Genomic DNA, 15,077 nt, shown 5'->3' on the forward strand with positions numbered 1-15,077 from the left:
AAGCGGCGGTCCGCGGTGGCATCCGGCACGAACTTCGCGCAGACGACGATCTTCAAGAGCTGGTCCTTCCGATGTGGATTGCGGGTCCGGCGCAGCCAGAGGAGCTACGCGGAGAGATGCCGGCCGTGCAGTGGCTGCTCAGCCCGGGTTGACCGCCGGGCTTTCGTCGTCGAATCCCGTCATGCGGCCGACGACCATGACGGCCTGCTCGATGTATTCGTCGGCTGACGTGATGTCCGGGAGCTGGACGATGTCCTTTGCCCAGGCGCCGACTGCACCGGCGACAGCTGCAGCGATCGCGTTGGTGGCGGCGGGTGGCTGTCCGTCTGCGAGCAGCACGGTGTTGCGCTTGATCCAGTCGTCGCTCCATTGCCGCGAGATGGCGTTGAAGCCGCTGGGCGTCTCGCCCTCGGCGAGGACACGGCTGACGTCGCGGTCTTCCCAGACGCCGGCGAGGTAGGCGCGGGTGCCGGCCAGGAACAGACGGCGGGGATCGGTGATGCCCGCGCTCTTGACGGCATGGAGGGCATCGCGGACCCGTTTGTCCTGCCGCTGCGCGTAGTCCTCGTGCATCGCCAGGAAGATCTCTGCTTTGTTGGCGAAGTGGTAGTAGAGGCTGCCGACACTGATGCCGGCCAGCTGGGTGATCTCGACCACGCTGGTTGCCTCGTAGCCCTTCTCGGTGAAAAGGGTACGTGCGGCCGCCAGGAGCGCGTCCCGCGCGTGCGGTTGTGATCGGAGGGCCCGAGCACCTTTCGAGGACTTCTTCCGGTCCAGCGTGCGCACCCCTTCCTTCGATCGCGGACTCTCCCGGGAGCCCTCGGCCTGAGCGTTGGTCAGCTTAGCCACCCTCTCACTTCCTCGGCATGCCGAGGACACGCTGCGCGATGATGTTCTTCTGGATCTGCGACGATCCGCCGTACACGCTGATCGGCCGGGACATGAAGTAGCGGTGCAGATAATCCGGACGCTGTCCGGTGACCGCTTCGGCCCCGAACAGGTCGAGGGCCAGGTGCTGCAACTCTTGCTCGCAATGGGTCCAGAGTTGTTTGCTGACCGACCCTTCCTCGCCGGGCGGCCGGCCGGAGATTCGCAGGCTGAGCTGCTGGAGGACATTCAGCCGCAGGACTTCTCCGAGTACGTAAGCTCGTGCCAGCCGTGCTCGCACCTCGGCGGAACTGGTCAGGCCCTTCTTGGCAGCGGCCTCCTCCAGTTCGGCAAGGCTCTTGCGGTACGTCGAGATGAATCCGATGTCGGACGGGCCACGCTCGTACGAGACGGTGGTCATGGCGATTCGCCAGCCCTCGCCTTCGTCGCCGAGCCGCTGATCGGCTGGTACCCGGACGTCCTCCCAGAAGACCTCGCTCGTCTCCGGTGAGCCGTCCGCGAGGACGATCGGGCTCACTGTGATGCCGGGGGTCTTCATGTCCACCAGGAACGCGGTGATGCCTTTGTGTTTGGGGACGTCGGGGTCGGTGCGGGCGAGCAGGAGGCACCAATCGGCGTACTGCCCGCCTGAGGTCCACATCTTGTGGCCGTTGACAATGTATTCGTCCCCGTCGCGGACCGCGCGGGTCCGCAGCGCGGCAAGGTCCGACCCGGCGCTCGGCTCACTGAAACCCTGGCACCACTGGATGTCACCGCTGATCGTGGCCGGCAGGAAGCGCGTGCGCTGCGGGTCGGTGCCATACATCTGCAGGGCGCGGCCGATGTAGCCGGCCGTGCCTGGCAGCGGCGGCGCGTTGAAGTTGCCGGTCTCCTCGTTCAGGATCGCGTCCATCGCCGGGCTGAGGCCTTTGCCACCCCACTCGACCGGCCAGGACTGACCGATGTAACCGCCCTCATACAGCTTGCGGTGCCAGGTACGCGCGATCGCAGCCCGCTCTTGCTGAGAGGCAGCGTGCTCGTAGCCCGACTGGACGTTCTCCTCCAGCCAGGCCCGCAGTCCCGCGCGGTACTCGGCTTCCTCGGCGGAGTCGCGGTAGTCCATATCAGATACCTCCCAGGCGAGTACGGGCGATCTCGGCGAGCTGGGTGCTCTCGTCGCCGAACAGTTGGGTGCCGAGAAGCGCCCGGCGCGTGTAGAAGTGCGCGGGATGCTCCCACGTCTGGCCGATACCGCCGTAGATCTGCATGACGTTCTCGGTGGCTGTCCGGGCGACAGCCGCGCAATAGGCCTTCGCCGTGCGGGCGGCCTGCAGGGCATCGTCCGGGTCCAACTCGTCGACGCACCAGGCGGCGTAGCACACCGCGCCGTACGCCGCCTCGATCGTCACGTGCGTCTCGGCCGCCAGGTGCTGGATGGCCTGGAATGTTCCGATCGGCTGTCCGTAGGCGACGCGGTCCCTGGAGTAGGCGATCGCGCCCTGCAGGGCGTAGCGCATGATGCCCACCAGATCGGCGCCGATGGTCGACAGGGCCAGCGCCGTCCAGGCCTGGAGCTGGGCGCCGCTGATGGGATCACCAACGACCTCGTTCGTTGCCGTCGGGGTCAGCCAGAGGCCCTGGGTCAGGTCGACCGAGAGGTTGTTCGACAGTGGCGCGGACAGCTCGTACCTCACTAGGCGTACGTCGTCGCCTGATGAATCGAGAGCGAGCACGAAACGGGTGTCGGCGCCGCCCCAGACCAGGGAGTCCGGCCAGTCCGCGGCGAACGAGAGCGCCGTCAGGTCAGGGCGGAGAAGGAGACCGTACTTGCTCCCGGTGCCGACGGCCTCGTCCAGACAGGATTCGGACGCGCCGGCCAGCGACAGCAGTTCGGTGGCGAGGACCGCGGTCGGCACGAATGGAAGCGGGACCAGGCCTGCTGCCAGGGACTGTGCAACGATCATCACTTCCACTCCGCCGGCTGCTGGTGACCCCTGGTCGCGCCGTCGCAGGTCCAGCAGCCCCATCTGCCGCAGCCGGTCCCAGCCCTGTACGGGCTCCCGGCTCTCCAGGTCGATGGGATTGGCGACGCCGACGGTGGTGGCCAGCGAGTCGACCGCCTCCTTCAAGGCGAGCTGTTCCTCGTTCAGCAAGGCGTACATGGGCAGGCCCTCCTGGGGCTTCGGTGCGGCATCCGGCTCGATCCATGAACTGAACTGGATTCAATTGATAGCCCTGGCTGGTGCGGCTGTCAATGTCTCGCAGATTCCTTCAAGTCAGCGAAATTACTACCCTGCCGAGGTCTTGACGGCTGGCTCGTCGGCAGCCTTTGATGCATGAACCTGGTTCAGTTGAATCAGATTCAGAAGGATCCCGGAGGTCATGATGACCGCTCGCACTACCCGAAGGGCGTTCTTGGTCCTGGCATCGTCCCTCGTCACCGCCACCAGCCTGGCCGGGTGCGGGGGATCGGGTGCGGCTTCGGTGGGTGGCAGGGACGCCGGCCCGTACCGCGTCTACGTCTCCATCGATCTGTCCGGCCCGACCAAGAGCTACTCCGAGCCCATCGTGGATGGGCTCGAGATCGCGGCGGACCGGCTGAACAAGGACGGGGGCATCGCCGGCCGGAAGGTCGAGGTCGAGGCCGTGGACGACCAGAACAACCCGACGAAGGCAGTCAGCCTCCTGCAGAAGCGCCTGTCGGACGGCAACAAGCCCGACCTGGTGTACGCGGGCGGTTCGAGCTCGGTCTCCTTGTCCCTGCTCCCGGTGCTGAGCCGCAGCAAGATCCTGTCCATGGCCGGCACCGTCAGCAACGTGCTCAACGATCCGGCCAAGTTCCCGTACCACTTCAGTGTCTCGCCGCCCGGGTCGGCGTACGCGCCGGCGCAGGCCAAGGAAGCTCAGGCCAAGGGCTTCAAGAAGGTTGCGATGCTGTACTCGAACGACGCGACCGGGCAAAGCACGCTCAAGCTGTACACCGATGCCTTCCAGCAGACCGGCATCGAGCTGGTGTCCGCCGGCTACGAATCCACGGCGCTCGACATGACCTCGCAGCTGCAGCAGCTGAAGGCACAGAATCCGGATGCGCTGGTCGTCAACGGCTACGGCACGGCGGCACTGTACGCCTTTCGGGGGCGAGCACAGATCGGCTGGGACATCCCCACGTACGGCGACCAGCTGTCCAGCAGCTTCCCGCTGGTCAAGAACCTGAAGGCCGGCGACCTGAAGAACGTCAAGGTCGTCACCAGCTCCACCTCGGTGCTGGACGGCGACCAGTCGCCGCTGTACGCGGATCTGGTCGCTGCGATCAAGCAGGGCAAACACGCCGCCGCGCTGTCTCAGATGGGCTACAACATCTTCGTCACCGGCTATGACCTGCTCGAGCTCGTCAACGTCGCCGCCAAGCAGGCGAAGTCGGCGGACGGGCCGGCCGTGACCAAGGCGCTGGAAGACCTCAAAGCGCCGGATCCCGTTCCCTGGCTGGCGAGCGGCAAGTCGGGCGACGCGACGCAGTACAAGTACTCCGCGACGAATCACTTCCCGACCGCCGGGCCGGGTCTGCTGGTCTTCGTCGACCCGGGGACCTACAACGCCGACGGCCTCTACGAGCCCGGCCAAAAGTGACCGAGTCAAACCCAGAGTGCACGGAGGCAACATGACAACCGTCTGGGCCGGCCTGGCGACCGGAGCGCTCTACAGCCTCGTTGCCATCGGCTACAACGTCGTTCTGCTTACGTCCGGAGTGTTCAACTTCGCGAACGCCCAACTGGTGATGCTCAGTACGTTCGTCGCGTACTTCGGGCTGCACACCCTCGGACTGCCGGTACCGCTGGCGATGCTGGCCGGCGCGGTGATCGTTGCCGCGGTGGCGATGCTGCTCGAGCGGGTCGCCGTCCGTCCGCTGCTGACAAAGGGCGGCGACGGACATGGCACGCTGATCACCACCATCGGGTTCGGCGTGCTGCTGGCAGGCATCGTCAAGCAGATCTGGGGCACTGATCCGCTGCGCGTCGAGCCGGTGGTCCCGGCCGGTGCCGTGACAGTTCTCGGCGGCACCGTCCAGCCGAACGACGTCCTGCTGATCGTCCTGGTCGTGGCCACCGGCTGCGGACTGCACTGGTGGTCGCGGACAACCCGCAACGGCCTGGCATCACTGTCGTCGGCGGAGAATCGCAATGCCGCGATGCTGCGCGGAATCAATACGCGCCGGCTCGGCATCGCGGCGTTCGCCGTCGCCGGAGCCGTTGCCGGGTTGCTGGGCGTCTTTGTCGCGACGCGTACGTACGCCATCGCCTCACTCGGTGACAGCCTCTCGATGTTCGGCTTCGTCGCGATCGCGATCGGCGGCGCGGGCAGTCAGCTCGGTGGTCTGCTCGGTGGCTTCGTCGTCGGGCTCATCTACTCCTTCAGCGCTCGGTACCTGGGATCGGAGTTCCCGCAGATCGCTGTCTTCTTCCTGTTCCTGCTGATCCTGATGGCGCGGCCGCAAGGGTTGTTCGCCCGCAACGTGGAGCGTGCCGTATGAGTGCCGACTCCGCCGTCGTCCGTCCACCCGTGACGAGCAGCGGTCTGTTCGCGAAGGTGTCCCGTTTCCGCGGCCTACTGATGCTGGCGCTCGGCCTGCTCGTGCTGCTCGGCCCGTACCTCGGAATGAGTGGCTACCTGGCGCGTACGGTCATGCTGGTCGGCATTCTGAGTCTGCTGACCAGCGGACTGAACATCGTCTTGGGGTACGCGGGCGAGTTGGCCGTCAACCAAGTGTTCCTGTACGCCGTCGGCGCCTACGTCACGGCATACCTCGGTACCGCGCACGGCATCACCGACGTGCCGCTGATCTTCGGCATTGTCATCCTGGCCGCCCTGGTGATCGGCCTGGTGACCGGAATTCCTGGTCTCCGGCTCGGCGGCTGGTCGCTGGCGATGGTGGCCTTCTTCATGGTGATCATCCTGCCGAGCGTGGTGCAGGTGCTGTCGAAGTACACCGGCGGCCCGCTCGGGCTCTCTACGCCACTGCCGACGTTGTTCGGTCGCGACCTCGGGGACCGTGGCGTCTACGTGCTGATCGTGGCCACCGTGATCATCTGGTTCGCGCTGGCCCGCAACCTCATCCTGTCCGCGCACGGAAACGCGTTCCTGGTGCTCCGGCAGAGCCCCATCCTCGCCGAAAGCCTCGGCATCTCGGTGTTCCGGCTCAAACTGATCGTGTACGTCATCTCCGCCGTACCGTGCGCGCTCGGCGGCGCGCTGTTCGCCTGGCTGGACGGCTTCATCGCGCCCGACACGTTCACCTTCGCGATGGCGCTCAGCGTGCTCGCCGCGTCGATGTTCGGCGGCGCGACCTCGATCTACGGGGCTCTGGTCGGCGCGTTCCTGCTGCAGTACGGGCAACAGCAGCTGACCGTGTTCGCCCAGCTGGAGCTGGTGATCTACGGCGTGTTCCTGCTGGCCGCCGCGCTCGTGTTCCGGAATGGTCTGACCGGTCTGTTCCGGACGCTGGTGGCCCGGGCGCGGCACCGCGGCTGGTTGCCCACGGCGCCTGCTCTGCGTGCCGCGGAGCAGCCGCCGACGACAGGTCTCGAGCCGATCGAAGGGCGGCCGTTGAGCTGCCGTGACATCGGCAAGAACTTCGGCGGCAATCAGGCGCTGACCGGAGTGTCGATCGATGCCGCCCCAGGCCGGATCACGGCCCTGATCGGACCGAACGGCTCGGGCAAGACCACGCTGCTGAACCTGATGTGTGGCTTCTACACACCGTCGGCGGGGTCGATCACGCTCGGGGACACGACGATCTCCGGACTCAAGCCGTTCAAGGTCGCCCGCGCCGGCGTCGCGCGAACCTTCCAGACGCCGATGGTGGCGCGCGGCATGACCACCCGGGAGTTCGTCGCCTCCGGGCGATACTCCCAACAGAAGGTGTCGATGCTCGCGACCGTACTGCGACTGCCCTCCTTCCGCCGTGGCGTACGGGCGGACGACTCAGAGGCGCTCGCCCTGCTCGAACTCATGGGCATCGCGCAGACCGCGGGCACCGAGGTCAGCGAACTGCCGCTCGGAACCCGCCGGCTCGCCGAGGTGGCCAGAGCGCTGGCCGCGAGGCCGCAATTGTTCCTGTTCGACGAAGTCGCTTCTGGCCTGGATCCGGCAGACCTCGACAGCCTCGAGCGCGCGATCCGGGCGATTCGCGATGCGGGCGGCACCGTTGTGCTGGTCGAGCACAACTTCCCGTTGGTACTGAAGGTCTCCGACACGATCCACGTGCTCAGCCGCGGTGAACTGATCGCCACCGGCACGCCCGAGGAGATTCAGCGAGACGCCCGCGTGCTCGAGGAGTACACCGGCTCGTCGGGTGCCGAGACGGTGGCCGGCCTCGAAGCGGATCTCGAGGTCGCCGGTACCGACAACGAAGGCGGGCGCTGACATGTTGACAGTCACTGGCCTGGAAGGCGGTTACGGCGACATCCGGGTGCTGTGGAACGTCGGCCTCGAGGTCCGGCCCGGAAAACTCACGGCTGTGCTCGGGCGGAACGGAGCCGGCAAGACCTCACTGCTCGACGCGATCAGCGGTCTGTTGCCGCTCGTCTCGGCGGGCACGATCCGGATCGACGGTGCCGACATCTCCCAGGTTCCGACCCCGGCGCGGGTGCGGCACGGACTGGGTTACGTTCAGCAGAACAAGCAGATCTTCAAGCGGCGGACGGTCGAGGAGAATCTGCTGATCGGCGGCTACTCGCTGCCGGGACGCGGTCTGCGCAGCGCGGCGCGCCGCGAAGCCCTGGAGAAGGCGTACAGCCGCTTCCCGATGCTCGCCGAGCGGCGCGGGCAGATCGCCGGGGGAATGTCGGGCGGCCAGCAGCAGATGCTCGGCATCGCCCAGGCGTTGATGCCGAACCCCAAGGTGCTGATGCTCGATGAGCCCTCGGCCGGTCTGGCGCCCTCGATCGTCGGCGAAGTGTTCGGACTGATCACCCGGATGCGGGACGAGCAGCTGAGCATCCTGCTGGTCGAGCAGGTGGTCGACATCGCGCTCGAGATCGCCGACGACGTGGTGGTGCTCGAGAGCGGCCGGGTCGCGGCCGCCGGTCCGGTCGAACAGTTCAGCGACAACGAGATCGTGCGCGAGATCTACCTCGGCAACGACGTGTTCTCCACCGGCAACGCCGGATGACAGATATGGAAGCGAGTGAACTCATGGCCTTTGATGATCAAGTAGTTGCCGTCACCGGCGCCGCCCAGGGCATCGGACGCGCCGTCGCGGAGCAGTTCGCCGCGCAAGGTGCGAAGGTCGCCGTCGTCGACGTCCGCAAGGACCTCGCGCTCGAGGTGGTGGCCGGTATCACCGACGCCGGTGGTACGGCGATCGCGGTCGATTGTGATGTTTCGTCGCGAGCCGAGGTGAACAGCGCCGCGGCGGAGATCGTGGCGGCGTTCGGCCCGATCGAGGTGCTGATCAGTAACGCCGGCATCACCCGCCCGGCGATGTTGCGCACCATGGACGACACCCAGTGGCGCGAGGTCCTGGCCGTGCATCTGGATGCGTCCTTCTACTGGCTGCAGGCGGTGGTGGAGAACATGGTCGAGATGGGCCGTGGCCGGATCATTTTCTCGTCGTCGTCGACCGCGCAGAACGGCTCGATCGGACAGGTGAACTATGCGGCTGCCAAGGCCGGAATTCTCGGGCTGATGCGTTCCGCGGCCCGCGAGCTGGGCCGGTACGGCGTCCTCGTCAACGCGGTGGCCCCCTCGGCGGCCACGGAGATGACTGAGAAGGTGCGAACGGATCCTCGCTTCTCCGGTGGCATCGCCAAATCACCGCTGCGCCGATGGGCCGACCCTGCTGAGATCGCGCCGGCCTACCTCTTCCTGGCCGGCCCAGGCGCCAGCTTCATGACCGGGCAGGTGCTGTCGGTCGACGGCGGCAACATGCTGGTCCGCTGACGGCGCCGCCACCATGACCAAGACTCTGAGCAGCCAGACGGAGGAGCATTCGTGAGCGAGCCCCAGCACAGCTTGGACCGGTTGCTGTCACCACGGTCGATCGCGGTCGTCGGCGCGTCCGACAAGCCCGGGCGGATCGGGACGATGGTCTACCAGAACGTGATCCGTGCCTTCGGCGGTCGGGTCTACCCGGTCAATCCGCGCGGCGGAATCCTGATCGACCGGCCGGCCATGACCTCGATCGACGACTTGCCGGACGGGGTCGACATGGCGATTGTGATGGTTCCGGCGTCGCAGGTCGCCGGAACCATCGAACAGTGCGGCGCCAAGGGCATCGGGGCGGTCACCCTGCTCAGCTCGGGCTTCGCGGAGATCGGTGCCGACGGCGCGGCGATGCAGGCGTCGCTGCGGGAGGTGATCGACCGCACCGGCGTCCGGGTCGTCGGTCCGAACTGCATCGGCTTCATGAATCTGCACGCCGGCGTGATGGCGAACTTCGCGTTGCCGCACACGACACCGCTGCCCGAACCGGGCCCGGTGGCGCTGGTGTCACAAAGCGGTGGTTTCGGCTCCTACATCACGACCAAGTCGTTGCTCACCGGCGTCAAGCTCGGATGGTTCGTCAGTACCGGCAACGAGGTCGACGTCAACCTCGCCGAGGTCCTCGCGCACCTCGTGGAGCACGACGAGGTCAAGGTCCTGATGGTGTTCAGTGAGACCTTGCGCGATCCGGACGTGTTCATCGGTGCCGCGCGGCGCGCCGCCGAGCTCGACAAACCGATTGTCCTGCTCAAGGCGGGCCGGAGCGAAGAAGCCGCTCGAGCGGCCATGAGCCACACGGCGTCGATCGTCGGTTCAGCCGCGGTCCTGGACGCCGTCTGCCGCCAGTACGGCGTCATCGTGGTCGACACGATGGAGGAGATGCTCGATCTCGGCCTGATCTTCCAGGACGGCCGGCGTGCGAGCGGCTCGCGGATCGGCATCATGACGACGTCGGGCGGCGCGGGCGTACTGCTGGCCGATTGTGCCGCGGCGGAAGGACTGACCGTCCCGCCGATCCCGGACCGGGAGCGGGCCGCGATCGAGGCGATGATGCCGCAGCCCTTCTACGGAAGCATCGCAAACCCCATCGACACCACCGCGCAGCTGGGTGCCGCGCATCCGGGGGCGTACCAAATGGTCCTCGATGCGTTGCTCGATGTCGACGAGCTCGACCTGTTCACTACCGTCACCTGGGCCCAGCCGGGCCCGTCGAACGATGCGATCCTGAGCAGCTACCAGGCAACCACCAAGCCGCTGGCGGTGCTGTCCACCGGGTACCTGCCCGAGTTCCATGCGGCCGGGGTTCCGACCTATCTCGACCCGCGCCGTGCCGTCCATGCCCTCAACGCCGTGGCCCGGTACTCCCTGCGGCCCGCACTCGACCGTCCTGCCGATCCGGGCGCCGGTACGGACCCGGCTGAAGTGCGGCATTTGCTGGCAAGGGCTGACGGGCAACGGCTGCTGCTCGAGTCCGACTCCAAGGAACTGCTGGCGCGCTACGGGGCGCAGGTCACCCGGGAACGGACCGTCGGGAATGCTGATGAAGCGGTGGAAGCGGCGCGCGAGCTGGGTACCGCGGTGGCGCTCAAGGCGATGTCGTACCAGCTGCCTCACAAGTCCGACGTGGGTGCGCTCCGGCTGAACCTCCGCACGGCCGCCGAGGTGCGGGAGGCGTACGACGCCATGCTCCTCGAGGTCGCCGAACTGGCTCCGCACGCCAAGGTCGAGTCGGTACTGGTTCAGGAAATGGTGCCGGCGCGGTTGGAGCTGACGTGCGGTCTGCAGCGCGACCCGGTGTTCGGGCCGGTCGTGGCGGTCGGTCTGGGTGGGACGACGATCGAGATCATGGCTGTGGCCGAACTCCTGCACGTGCCGTTCAGCCACGCCACCGCGGTGCGCACGATTCGCGGGCTGCTGGGCGGCCGCTTGGTGAGTGCTGCCAGGGGTCTGGACGATCTCGAGGTCGACCAGCTCGCGAGCCTGATGGTCGCGATCGGGCGGCTCGCCACCGAACTTCCGGGCGTGGCCGAGATCGACGTCAATCCGGTCCGGGTCAGCGCCGGACGTGTGGTCGCCGCGGACGCACTCGTCGTCCTCGATCCAGCGGACTCGGTGCAACCGGTGGAGGCACGATGAGCCACGAGGACCTCGTCGGCCGCGCGCTTCCCTCGTACACGTTCACGGTCGAGGCCGGCAAAGTCATTGAGTTTGCCACGGCAGTGCTGGCCGACGACGCGTTGCACTTCGACGCGGAGGCGGCAGCAGCGGCCGGATACGCGGCGGTGGTGGCGCCGCCGACGTTCAGCGCGGCGGCCCAGTCCTGGGGTGCCCCGACCGAAGGCGGACTCGAACTCGACCTCAGCCGCGTTCTGGCGGGCGGCGCGCAGTGGGAGTACGACCTGCCGATCGTGGCCGGCGATGTCCTGACGGTGAGCGGCGAGGTGGTTTCGGTAGAGCACAAGACCGGCCGGCGTGGCGGCATGACGCTGATCACGCGCGAAAGCCGGTTCGTCAACCAGCGAGGCGAGTTGGCGCTGACCGTTCGGAGTACGGCGATCGAACTCGACAGGACACCGGCGGACCGCCGCTCCCAGGATCTGGAGGACGCATGACAGTGGCCGGCCCGGACACACCTACGGCCGAGCGTGCCTTCGGTCCGATCTCGCGCACGGACATTGTCCGGTACGCGGGTGCGGGGGGAGATTTCAACCCGATCCACCACGACGAGGAGTTCGCCACCGCGGCCGGCTATCCGGCGGTTTTCGCGCACGGACTGCTGACCGCCGGCATTCTGTCGACCTTCGCCGCCGGTTGGTTGGGGCTCGAGAGACTGCGCCGATTCTCCGTGCGGTACGTCGATCAGGTGTGGCCCGGCGACACGCTCGTCACCCGCGGAGAGGTGGTCGAAACGGTCGAATCCGCCGACGGGCTGGAGGTCACTGCCCGACTGACGGTGCACGTCACCGGCGAGCACGGTGCCGGCCCGCGGCTGGTGCTGACCGGGCAGGCGACCGCCGCCTATCCAGGAACCGAGCTGACGGGAGCCGGCGATGGTCGGGATTGAGGCACGAGTCGAGGCGGAGCCCGAGCCGTATGCGAAGTACGTCGATCTCCTGCGTACCGGGCAGATCGCGTACCAGCAGTGTGCCGCCTGCGGGCTGCCCGTCTTCTATCCGCGGGTGCTGTGTCCGCATTGCGGCGCGACCGAGCTGCTGTGGGCGGCGAGTCAGGGCCGCGGCGTTGTGTATTCGGCCACTGTCGTCCCCGAGCGCGATGGGTCGTCGTACGCGGTCTGTCTTGTCGACCTCGACGAGGGCTTTCGCATGATGAGCACGGTCATCGGTGTACCGGCGGAGAGCGTCCGCATCGGTGCGCGCGTCGTAGGACGCGTCGAAGCGGCAGCAGCGGATGGCGAGCCCGGGATCGGGGAGCCGCGCGTGGTGTTCGAGCGGGAGGGATCGAACGATGACAGCTGAACTTCGCGGCGCGACCGCGATCTGCGGAGTAGCCGAATCCCAGCTCGGCGAGGTCGGCCCGTCGCGGTATCCGCTCGACCTGCTGGCCGAGGCGGCAGGCAGGGCGCTTGCCGATGCCGGCCTTGCGATGAGTGAGGTCGACGGACTGTTCACGGCGGTCGCCGGGCGCGGCATGTCGAACCTGGACGCGGCCGAGTACCTCGGTCTCCGCCCGCGCTACACCGACGGCACGATGATCGGGGGCAGCTCGTTCGTCGCGCACGTCCACCACGCTGCGCTGGCCCTGGCGGCCGGGGCGTGCGACGTCGCCCTGATCGCGTACGGGAGTACGCAGCGGACCGACTTGCGGCGCCCAACGGTCGGCCGGTACCCGCCTGAGCTGCCTTCGTACGAGGCGCCGTTTCGGCCACGAAGCCCGATCAGCGGGTACGCACTGGCGGCGGCCCGGCACATGTACCAGTACGGAACGACGCGCGAGCAGCTCGCGGAGGTAGCGGTCGCAGCGCGGCAGTGGGCGACGCTGAACCCGATGGCGTTCAAGCGCGACCCGCTCACTGTCGACGATGTGCTGAACGCGCGGATGGTCTCGACTCCGTTCACGACACTCGACTGCTGCCTGGTGACAGATGGCGGCGGCGCCGTCGTCATGACCCGAGCGGACCGGGCCGACGACCTGCGCAAACCGCCCGTGTATCTCCTCGGCGCGGGCGAGGCGCATTGGCACCGGTCGATCGCGCAGATGCCGGACCTGACCGTGACCGCAGCGACCGAGTCGGCGGCCCGTGCGTACGCGATGGCAGGACTTGGCCCGCAGGACGTCGACGTGGTCCAGCTCTACGACGCCTTCACCATCAATCCGATCCTGTTCCTGGAGGACCTCGGCTTCTGCGCGAAGGGTGAGGGTGGTGCCTTCGTCGCCGACGGCGGCATCGCTCCGGGCGGCCGGTTGCCGGTCAACACCAACGGTGGCGGACTCTCGTACTGCCATCCCGGGATGTACGGCATCTTCACCCTCATCGAAGCCGTGCGCCAGCTCCGCGGCGAGTGCGACGCGCGACAGCAGGGCACCGTCGATGTTGCGGTTGCCCACGGCAACGGGGGACAGCTGTCCAGCCAGGTGACCGCGGTCCTCGGATCAGCGGCCGCGCTGTGAGTACTACCGATCCGGTGCTGCTCGCGGAGCGTGACAATGATGTGCTTGTCGTCACGCTGAACAGACCGCGGCAACTCAACGCCCTGAACGGCGAGCTGCTTCGAGCGCTGACCGACACCTGGGCGGAGGCGGCCGATCCGGACATCCGTGCGGTCGTTGTGACCGGAGCCGGTCGCGGGTTCTGTGCGGGCGCCGATCTCAGCTCGGGCCGAACGGGTGGCAGTCCGGCCACGAGCGGCCTGCGCCACACGTACAACCCACACATCCTGGCGATGACCAGTCTGCAGAAGCCGGTGATCGCCGCCGTCAACGGTCCCGCTGCCGGCGCCGGGCTCGCGCTGGCGTTCGGTGCGGATCTCCGGATCGCCTCGCGGGCAGCGAAGTTCGTCCCGGCGTTCGCCCGGATCGGCCTGGTTCCTGACTCGGGCGCGAGCTACCTGGTTCCGCGGTTGATCGGGTACGCCCGAAGCTTCGAATGGTTCGCCGGCGGTCGGCCGGTACCGGCTGACGAGGCCCTGGACTGGGGACTGGTCAATGAGCTCGTCGATCCTGACCAGCTGATGCCGCGGGCGCTCGAACTGGCTCACACGCTGGCCCAGGTGCCCGGGCGAGCGGTGGGTCTCACCAAACTTGCCCTTACCCAGGGGACTCGTCGCCACTTGCTCGAGCAACTGGAGTTGGAGGCAGAACTCCAGGAAATCGCTGTGAACGCGCCCGGGCGCGCGGCCGCCAGATCGCGGGTCGTCGAGGGACTGTCGGCGCGGGACCAATGAACAACACCAGCCAAGGAGAGACCTCGTGACCCAGCCGGATGCCGTCCTCGTCCAAGTCGACGACGGACTGATGACGATCAGCCTCAACCGGCCCGAGCGGCACAATGCTGTCAACGGCGCGCTGCACGAGGCACTGGAAGAGGCGCTGCTGCGCGCCAGGACCGATCCGCAGGTTCGCGTCGTCCTGCTCCGCGGTGCGGGAAAGTCGTTCTGCTCGGGCGGTGACGTGGAAGGTTTCGCCGAAGGCTCGCCGGGCCAAGCGTTGAGCGGTGGCCAGCAGGTCGTCGACATGACGAGCGGCAGGCGGCTGCTGGAGACGTTGCTGTCGGTGCCGCAGCCCATCGTTGCCGCGGTGCGCGGGTACGCACTCGGTCTGGGGGCGACCCTCGCACTGTTCTGCGATGTGGTCGTGGCCGCGGACGACGCTCAGTTCGCGGACACCCACGTCAACGTCGGGCTGGTCGCCGGAGACGGCGGTGCCGTTGCTTGGCCGCTGCTGATGTCGTTCGGCAAGGCGAAGTACCACCTGCTGACAGGCGAGCGCGTGAGCGGCGCCGAGGCAGATCGACTGGGTCTGGTACTCAAGGCGGTTCCGGCAGCCGAACTGGAGGACGAGGCCGTGCGGGTGGCTCGCAAGATCGCCGCGCTGGCGCCGATCGCCGTCGCCGGGACGAAGGCGACCCTCAACCTGATCGTCCGCGAACGGATGAATCTCGTCCTCGACTTCGGCCTGTTCTACGAGGGCGCGACATTCCTGACCGACGACCACCGCGAGGCGAGTACGGCCTTCATGGAGAAACGACCGCCCACCTTCCGGAACCGGTAGCA

15 protein-coding genes are annotated in these 15,077 nt (G+C 67.5%); 12 read left to right on the forward strand and 3 right to left on the reverse strand.

The window, feature by feature from the left end:
- Positions 1-138 precede the first annotated feature (138 nt).
- From ABD260_RS28715 to ABD260_RS28725, 3 genes are read right to left on the reverse strand one after another with little or no spacing between them, the layout of a single operon-like run.
- A complete protein-coding gene (locus ABD260_RS28715; RefSeq protein ID WP_344238391.1) occupies positions 139-849 on the reverse strand; it encodes a TetR/AcrR family transcriptional regulator in 711 nt (236 codons plus the stop codon).
- 4 nt (positions 850-853) lie between these two features.
- Positions 854-1,990: an acyl-CoA dehydrogenase family protein gene (locus tag ABD260_RS28720; protein WP_344238393.1), complete on the reverse strand. Its 1,137-nt coding sequence runs from the start codon at positions 1,988-1,990 to the stop codon at positions 854-856.
- A 1-nt stretch (position 1,991) separates the two neighbouring features.
- Positions 1,992-3,029: an acyl-CoA dehydrogenase family protein gene (locus ABD260_RS28725; RefSeq protein WP_344238395.1), complete on the reverse strand. Its 1,038-nt coding sequence runs from the start codon at positions 3,027-3,029 to the stop codon at positions 1,992-1,994.
- A 220-nt stretch (positions 3,030-3,249) separates the two neighbouring features.
- Between ABD260_RS28725 and ABD260_RS28730 the strand changes: the two genes are divergently transcribed.
- Genes ABD260_RS28730 through ABD260_RS28785 form a run of 12 tightly spaced genes read left to right on the forward strand, consistent with a single transcriptional unit; the run spans position 3,250 to position 15,075 of the window.
- Positions 3,250-4,494 carry an ABC transporter substrate-binding protein gene (locus ABD260_RS28730; RefSeq protein ID WP_344238397.1) on the forward strand — a complete coding sequence of 415 codons (1,245 nt, stop codon included), beginning with the start codon at positions 3,250-3,252 and terminating at the stop codon, positions 4,492-4,494.
- 31 nt (positions 4,495-4,525) lie between these two features.
- Positions 4,526-5,395 carry a branched-chain amino acid ABC transporter permease gene (locus ABD260_RS28735; protein WP_344238399.1) on the forward strand — a complete coding sequence of 290 codons (870 nt, stop codon included), beginning with the start codon at positions 4,526-4,528 and terminating at the stop codon, positions 5,393-5,395.
- A complete protein-coding gene (locus ABD260_RS28740; protein ID WP_344238401.1) occupies positions 5,392-7,287 on the forward strand; it encodes a branched-chain amino acid ABC transporter ATP-binding protein/permease in 1,896 nt (631 codons plus the stop codon). The genes ABD260_RS28735 and ABD260_RS28740 overlap by 4 nt, the downstream gene beginning before the upstream one ends.
- Before the next feature lies 1 nt (position 7,288).
- Positions 7,289-8,035, forward strand: a complete 747-nt coding sequence (locus tag ABD260_RS28745) for an ABC transporter ATP-binding protein (RefSeq protein WP_344238403.1) — start codon at positions 7,289-7,291, stop codon at positions 8,033-8,035.
- 23 nt (positions 8,036-8,058) lie between these two features.
- Positions 8,059-8,805, forward strand: coding sequence for an SDR family NAD(P)-dependent oxidoreductase (locus ABD260_RS28750; RefSeq protein ID WP_344238405.1), 747 nt, complete (start codon positions 8,059-8,061; stop codon positions 8,803-8,805).
- A 51-nt stretch (positions 8,806-8,856) separates the two neighbouring features.
- Positions 8,857-10,983, forward strand: coding sequence for an acetate--CoA ligase family protein (locus ABD260_RS28755; RefSeq protein ID WP_344238407.1), 2,127 nt, complete (start codon positions 8,857-8,859; stop codon positions 10,981-10,983).
- Positions 10,980-11,459 (forward strand): FAS1-like dehydratase domain-containing protein, encoded by a 480-nt coding sequence (locus ABD260_RS28760; protein WP_344238409.1) that lies wholly within the window; start codon positions 10,980-10,982, stop codon positions 11,457-11,459. The genes ABD260_RS28755 and ABD260_RS28760 overlap by 4 nt, the downstream gene beginning before the upstream one ends.
- On the forward strand, positions 11,456-11,911 hold the full coding sequence (locus ABD260_RS28765; RefSeq protein WP_344238411.1) for a MaoC/PaaZ C-terminal domain-containing protein: 456 nt from the start codon (positions 11,456-11,458) through the stop codon (positions 11,909-11,911). The genes ABD260_RS28760 and ABD260_RS28765 overlap by 4 nt, the downstream gene beginning before the upstream one ends.
- Positions 11,898-12,323 (forward strand): Zn-ribbon domain-containing OB-fold protein, encoded by a 426-nt coding sequence (locus ABD260_RS28770; RefSeq protein ID WP_344238413.1) that lies wholly within the window; start codon positions 11,898-11,900, stop codon positions 12,321-12,323. Before ABD260_RS28765 ends, ABD260_RS28770 begins: the two co-directional genes overlap by 14 nt.
- Positions 12,313-13,476, forward strand: a complete 1,164-nt coding sequence (locus tag ABD260_RS28775) for an acetyl-CoA acetyltransferase (RefSeq protein WP_344238415.1) — start codon at positions 12,313-12,315, stop codon at positions 13,474-13,476. Before ABD260_RS28770 ends, ABD260_RS28775 begins: the two co-directional genes overlap by 11 nt.
- Complete coding sequence (locus ABD260_RS28780; protein ID WP_344238417.1) at positions 13,473-14,249, forward strand: enoyl-CoA hydratase/isomerase family protein; 777 nt, start codon at positions 13,473-13,475, stop codon at positions 14,247-14,249. Before ABD260_RS28775 ends, ABD260_RS28780 begins: the two co-directional genes overlap by 4 nt.
- Before the next feature lie 25 nt (positions 14,250-14,274).
- A complete protein-coding gene (locus tag ABD260_RS28785) occupies positions 14,275-15,075 on the forward strand; it encodes an enoyl-CoA hydratase/isomerase family protein (RefSeq protein WP_344238419.1) in 801 nt (266 codons plus the stop codon).
- The last annotated feature ends 2 nt before the right edge of the window (positions 15,076-15,077 follow it).

Source organism: Kribbella hippodromi (assembly GCF_039531045.1).
Classification (GTDB): Bacteria; Actinomycetota; Actinomycetes; order Propionibacteriales; family Kribbellaceae; genus Kribbella; species Kribbella hippodromi.

Coding starts and splice junctions, on each gene's coding strand:
- ABD260_RS28720 (WP_344238393.1), bottom strand. CDS start 1,990: ATGGACTACCGCGACTCCGCCGAGGAAGCCGAGTACCGCGCGGGACTG.
- ABD260_RS28725 (WP_344238395.1), bottom strand. CDS start 3,029: ATGTACGCCTTGCTGAACGAGGAACAGCTCGCCTTGAAGGAGGCGGTC.
- ABD260_RS28730 (WP_344238397.1), top strand. CDS start 3,250: ATGATGACCGCTCGCACTACCCGAAGGGCGTTCTTGGTCCTGGCATCG.
- ABD260_RS28735 (WP_344238399.1), top strand. CDS start 4,526: ATGACAACCGTCTGGGCCGGCCTGGCGACCGGAGCGCTCTACAGCCTC.
- ABD260_RS28740 (WP_344238401.1), top strand. CDS start 5,392: ATGAGTGCCGACTCCGCCGTCGTCCGTCCACCCGTGACGAGCAGCGGT.
- ABD260_RS28745 (WP_344238403.1), top strand. CDS start 7,289: ATGTTGACAGTCACTGGCCTGGAAGGCGGTTACGGCGACATCCGGGTG.
- ABD260_RS28750 (WP_344238405.1), top strand. CDS start 8,059: ATGGCCTTTGATGATCAAGTAGTTGCCGTCACCGGCGCCGCCCAGGGC.
- ABD260_RS28760 (WP_344238409.1), top strand. CDS start 10,980: ATGAGCCACGAGGACCTCGTCGGCCGCGCGCTTCCCTCGTACACGTTC.
- ABD260_RS28765 (WP_344238411.1), top strand. CDS start 11,456: ATGACAGTGGCCGGCCCGGACACACCTACGGCCGAGCGTGCCTTCGGT.
- ABD260_RS28770 (WP_344238413.1), top strand. CDS start 11,898: ATGGTCGGGATTGAGGCACGAGTCGAGGCGGAGCCCGAGCCGTATGCG.
- ABD260_RS28775 (WP_344238415.1), top strand. CDS start 12,313: ATGACAGCTGAACTTCGCGGCGCGACCGCGATCTGCGGAGTAGCCGAA.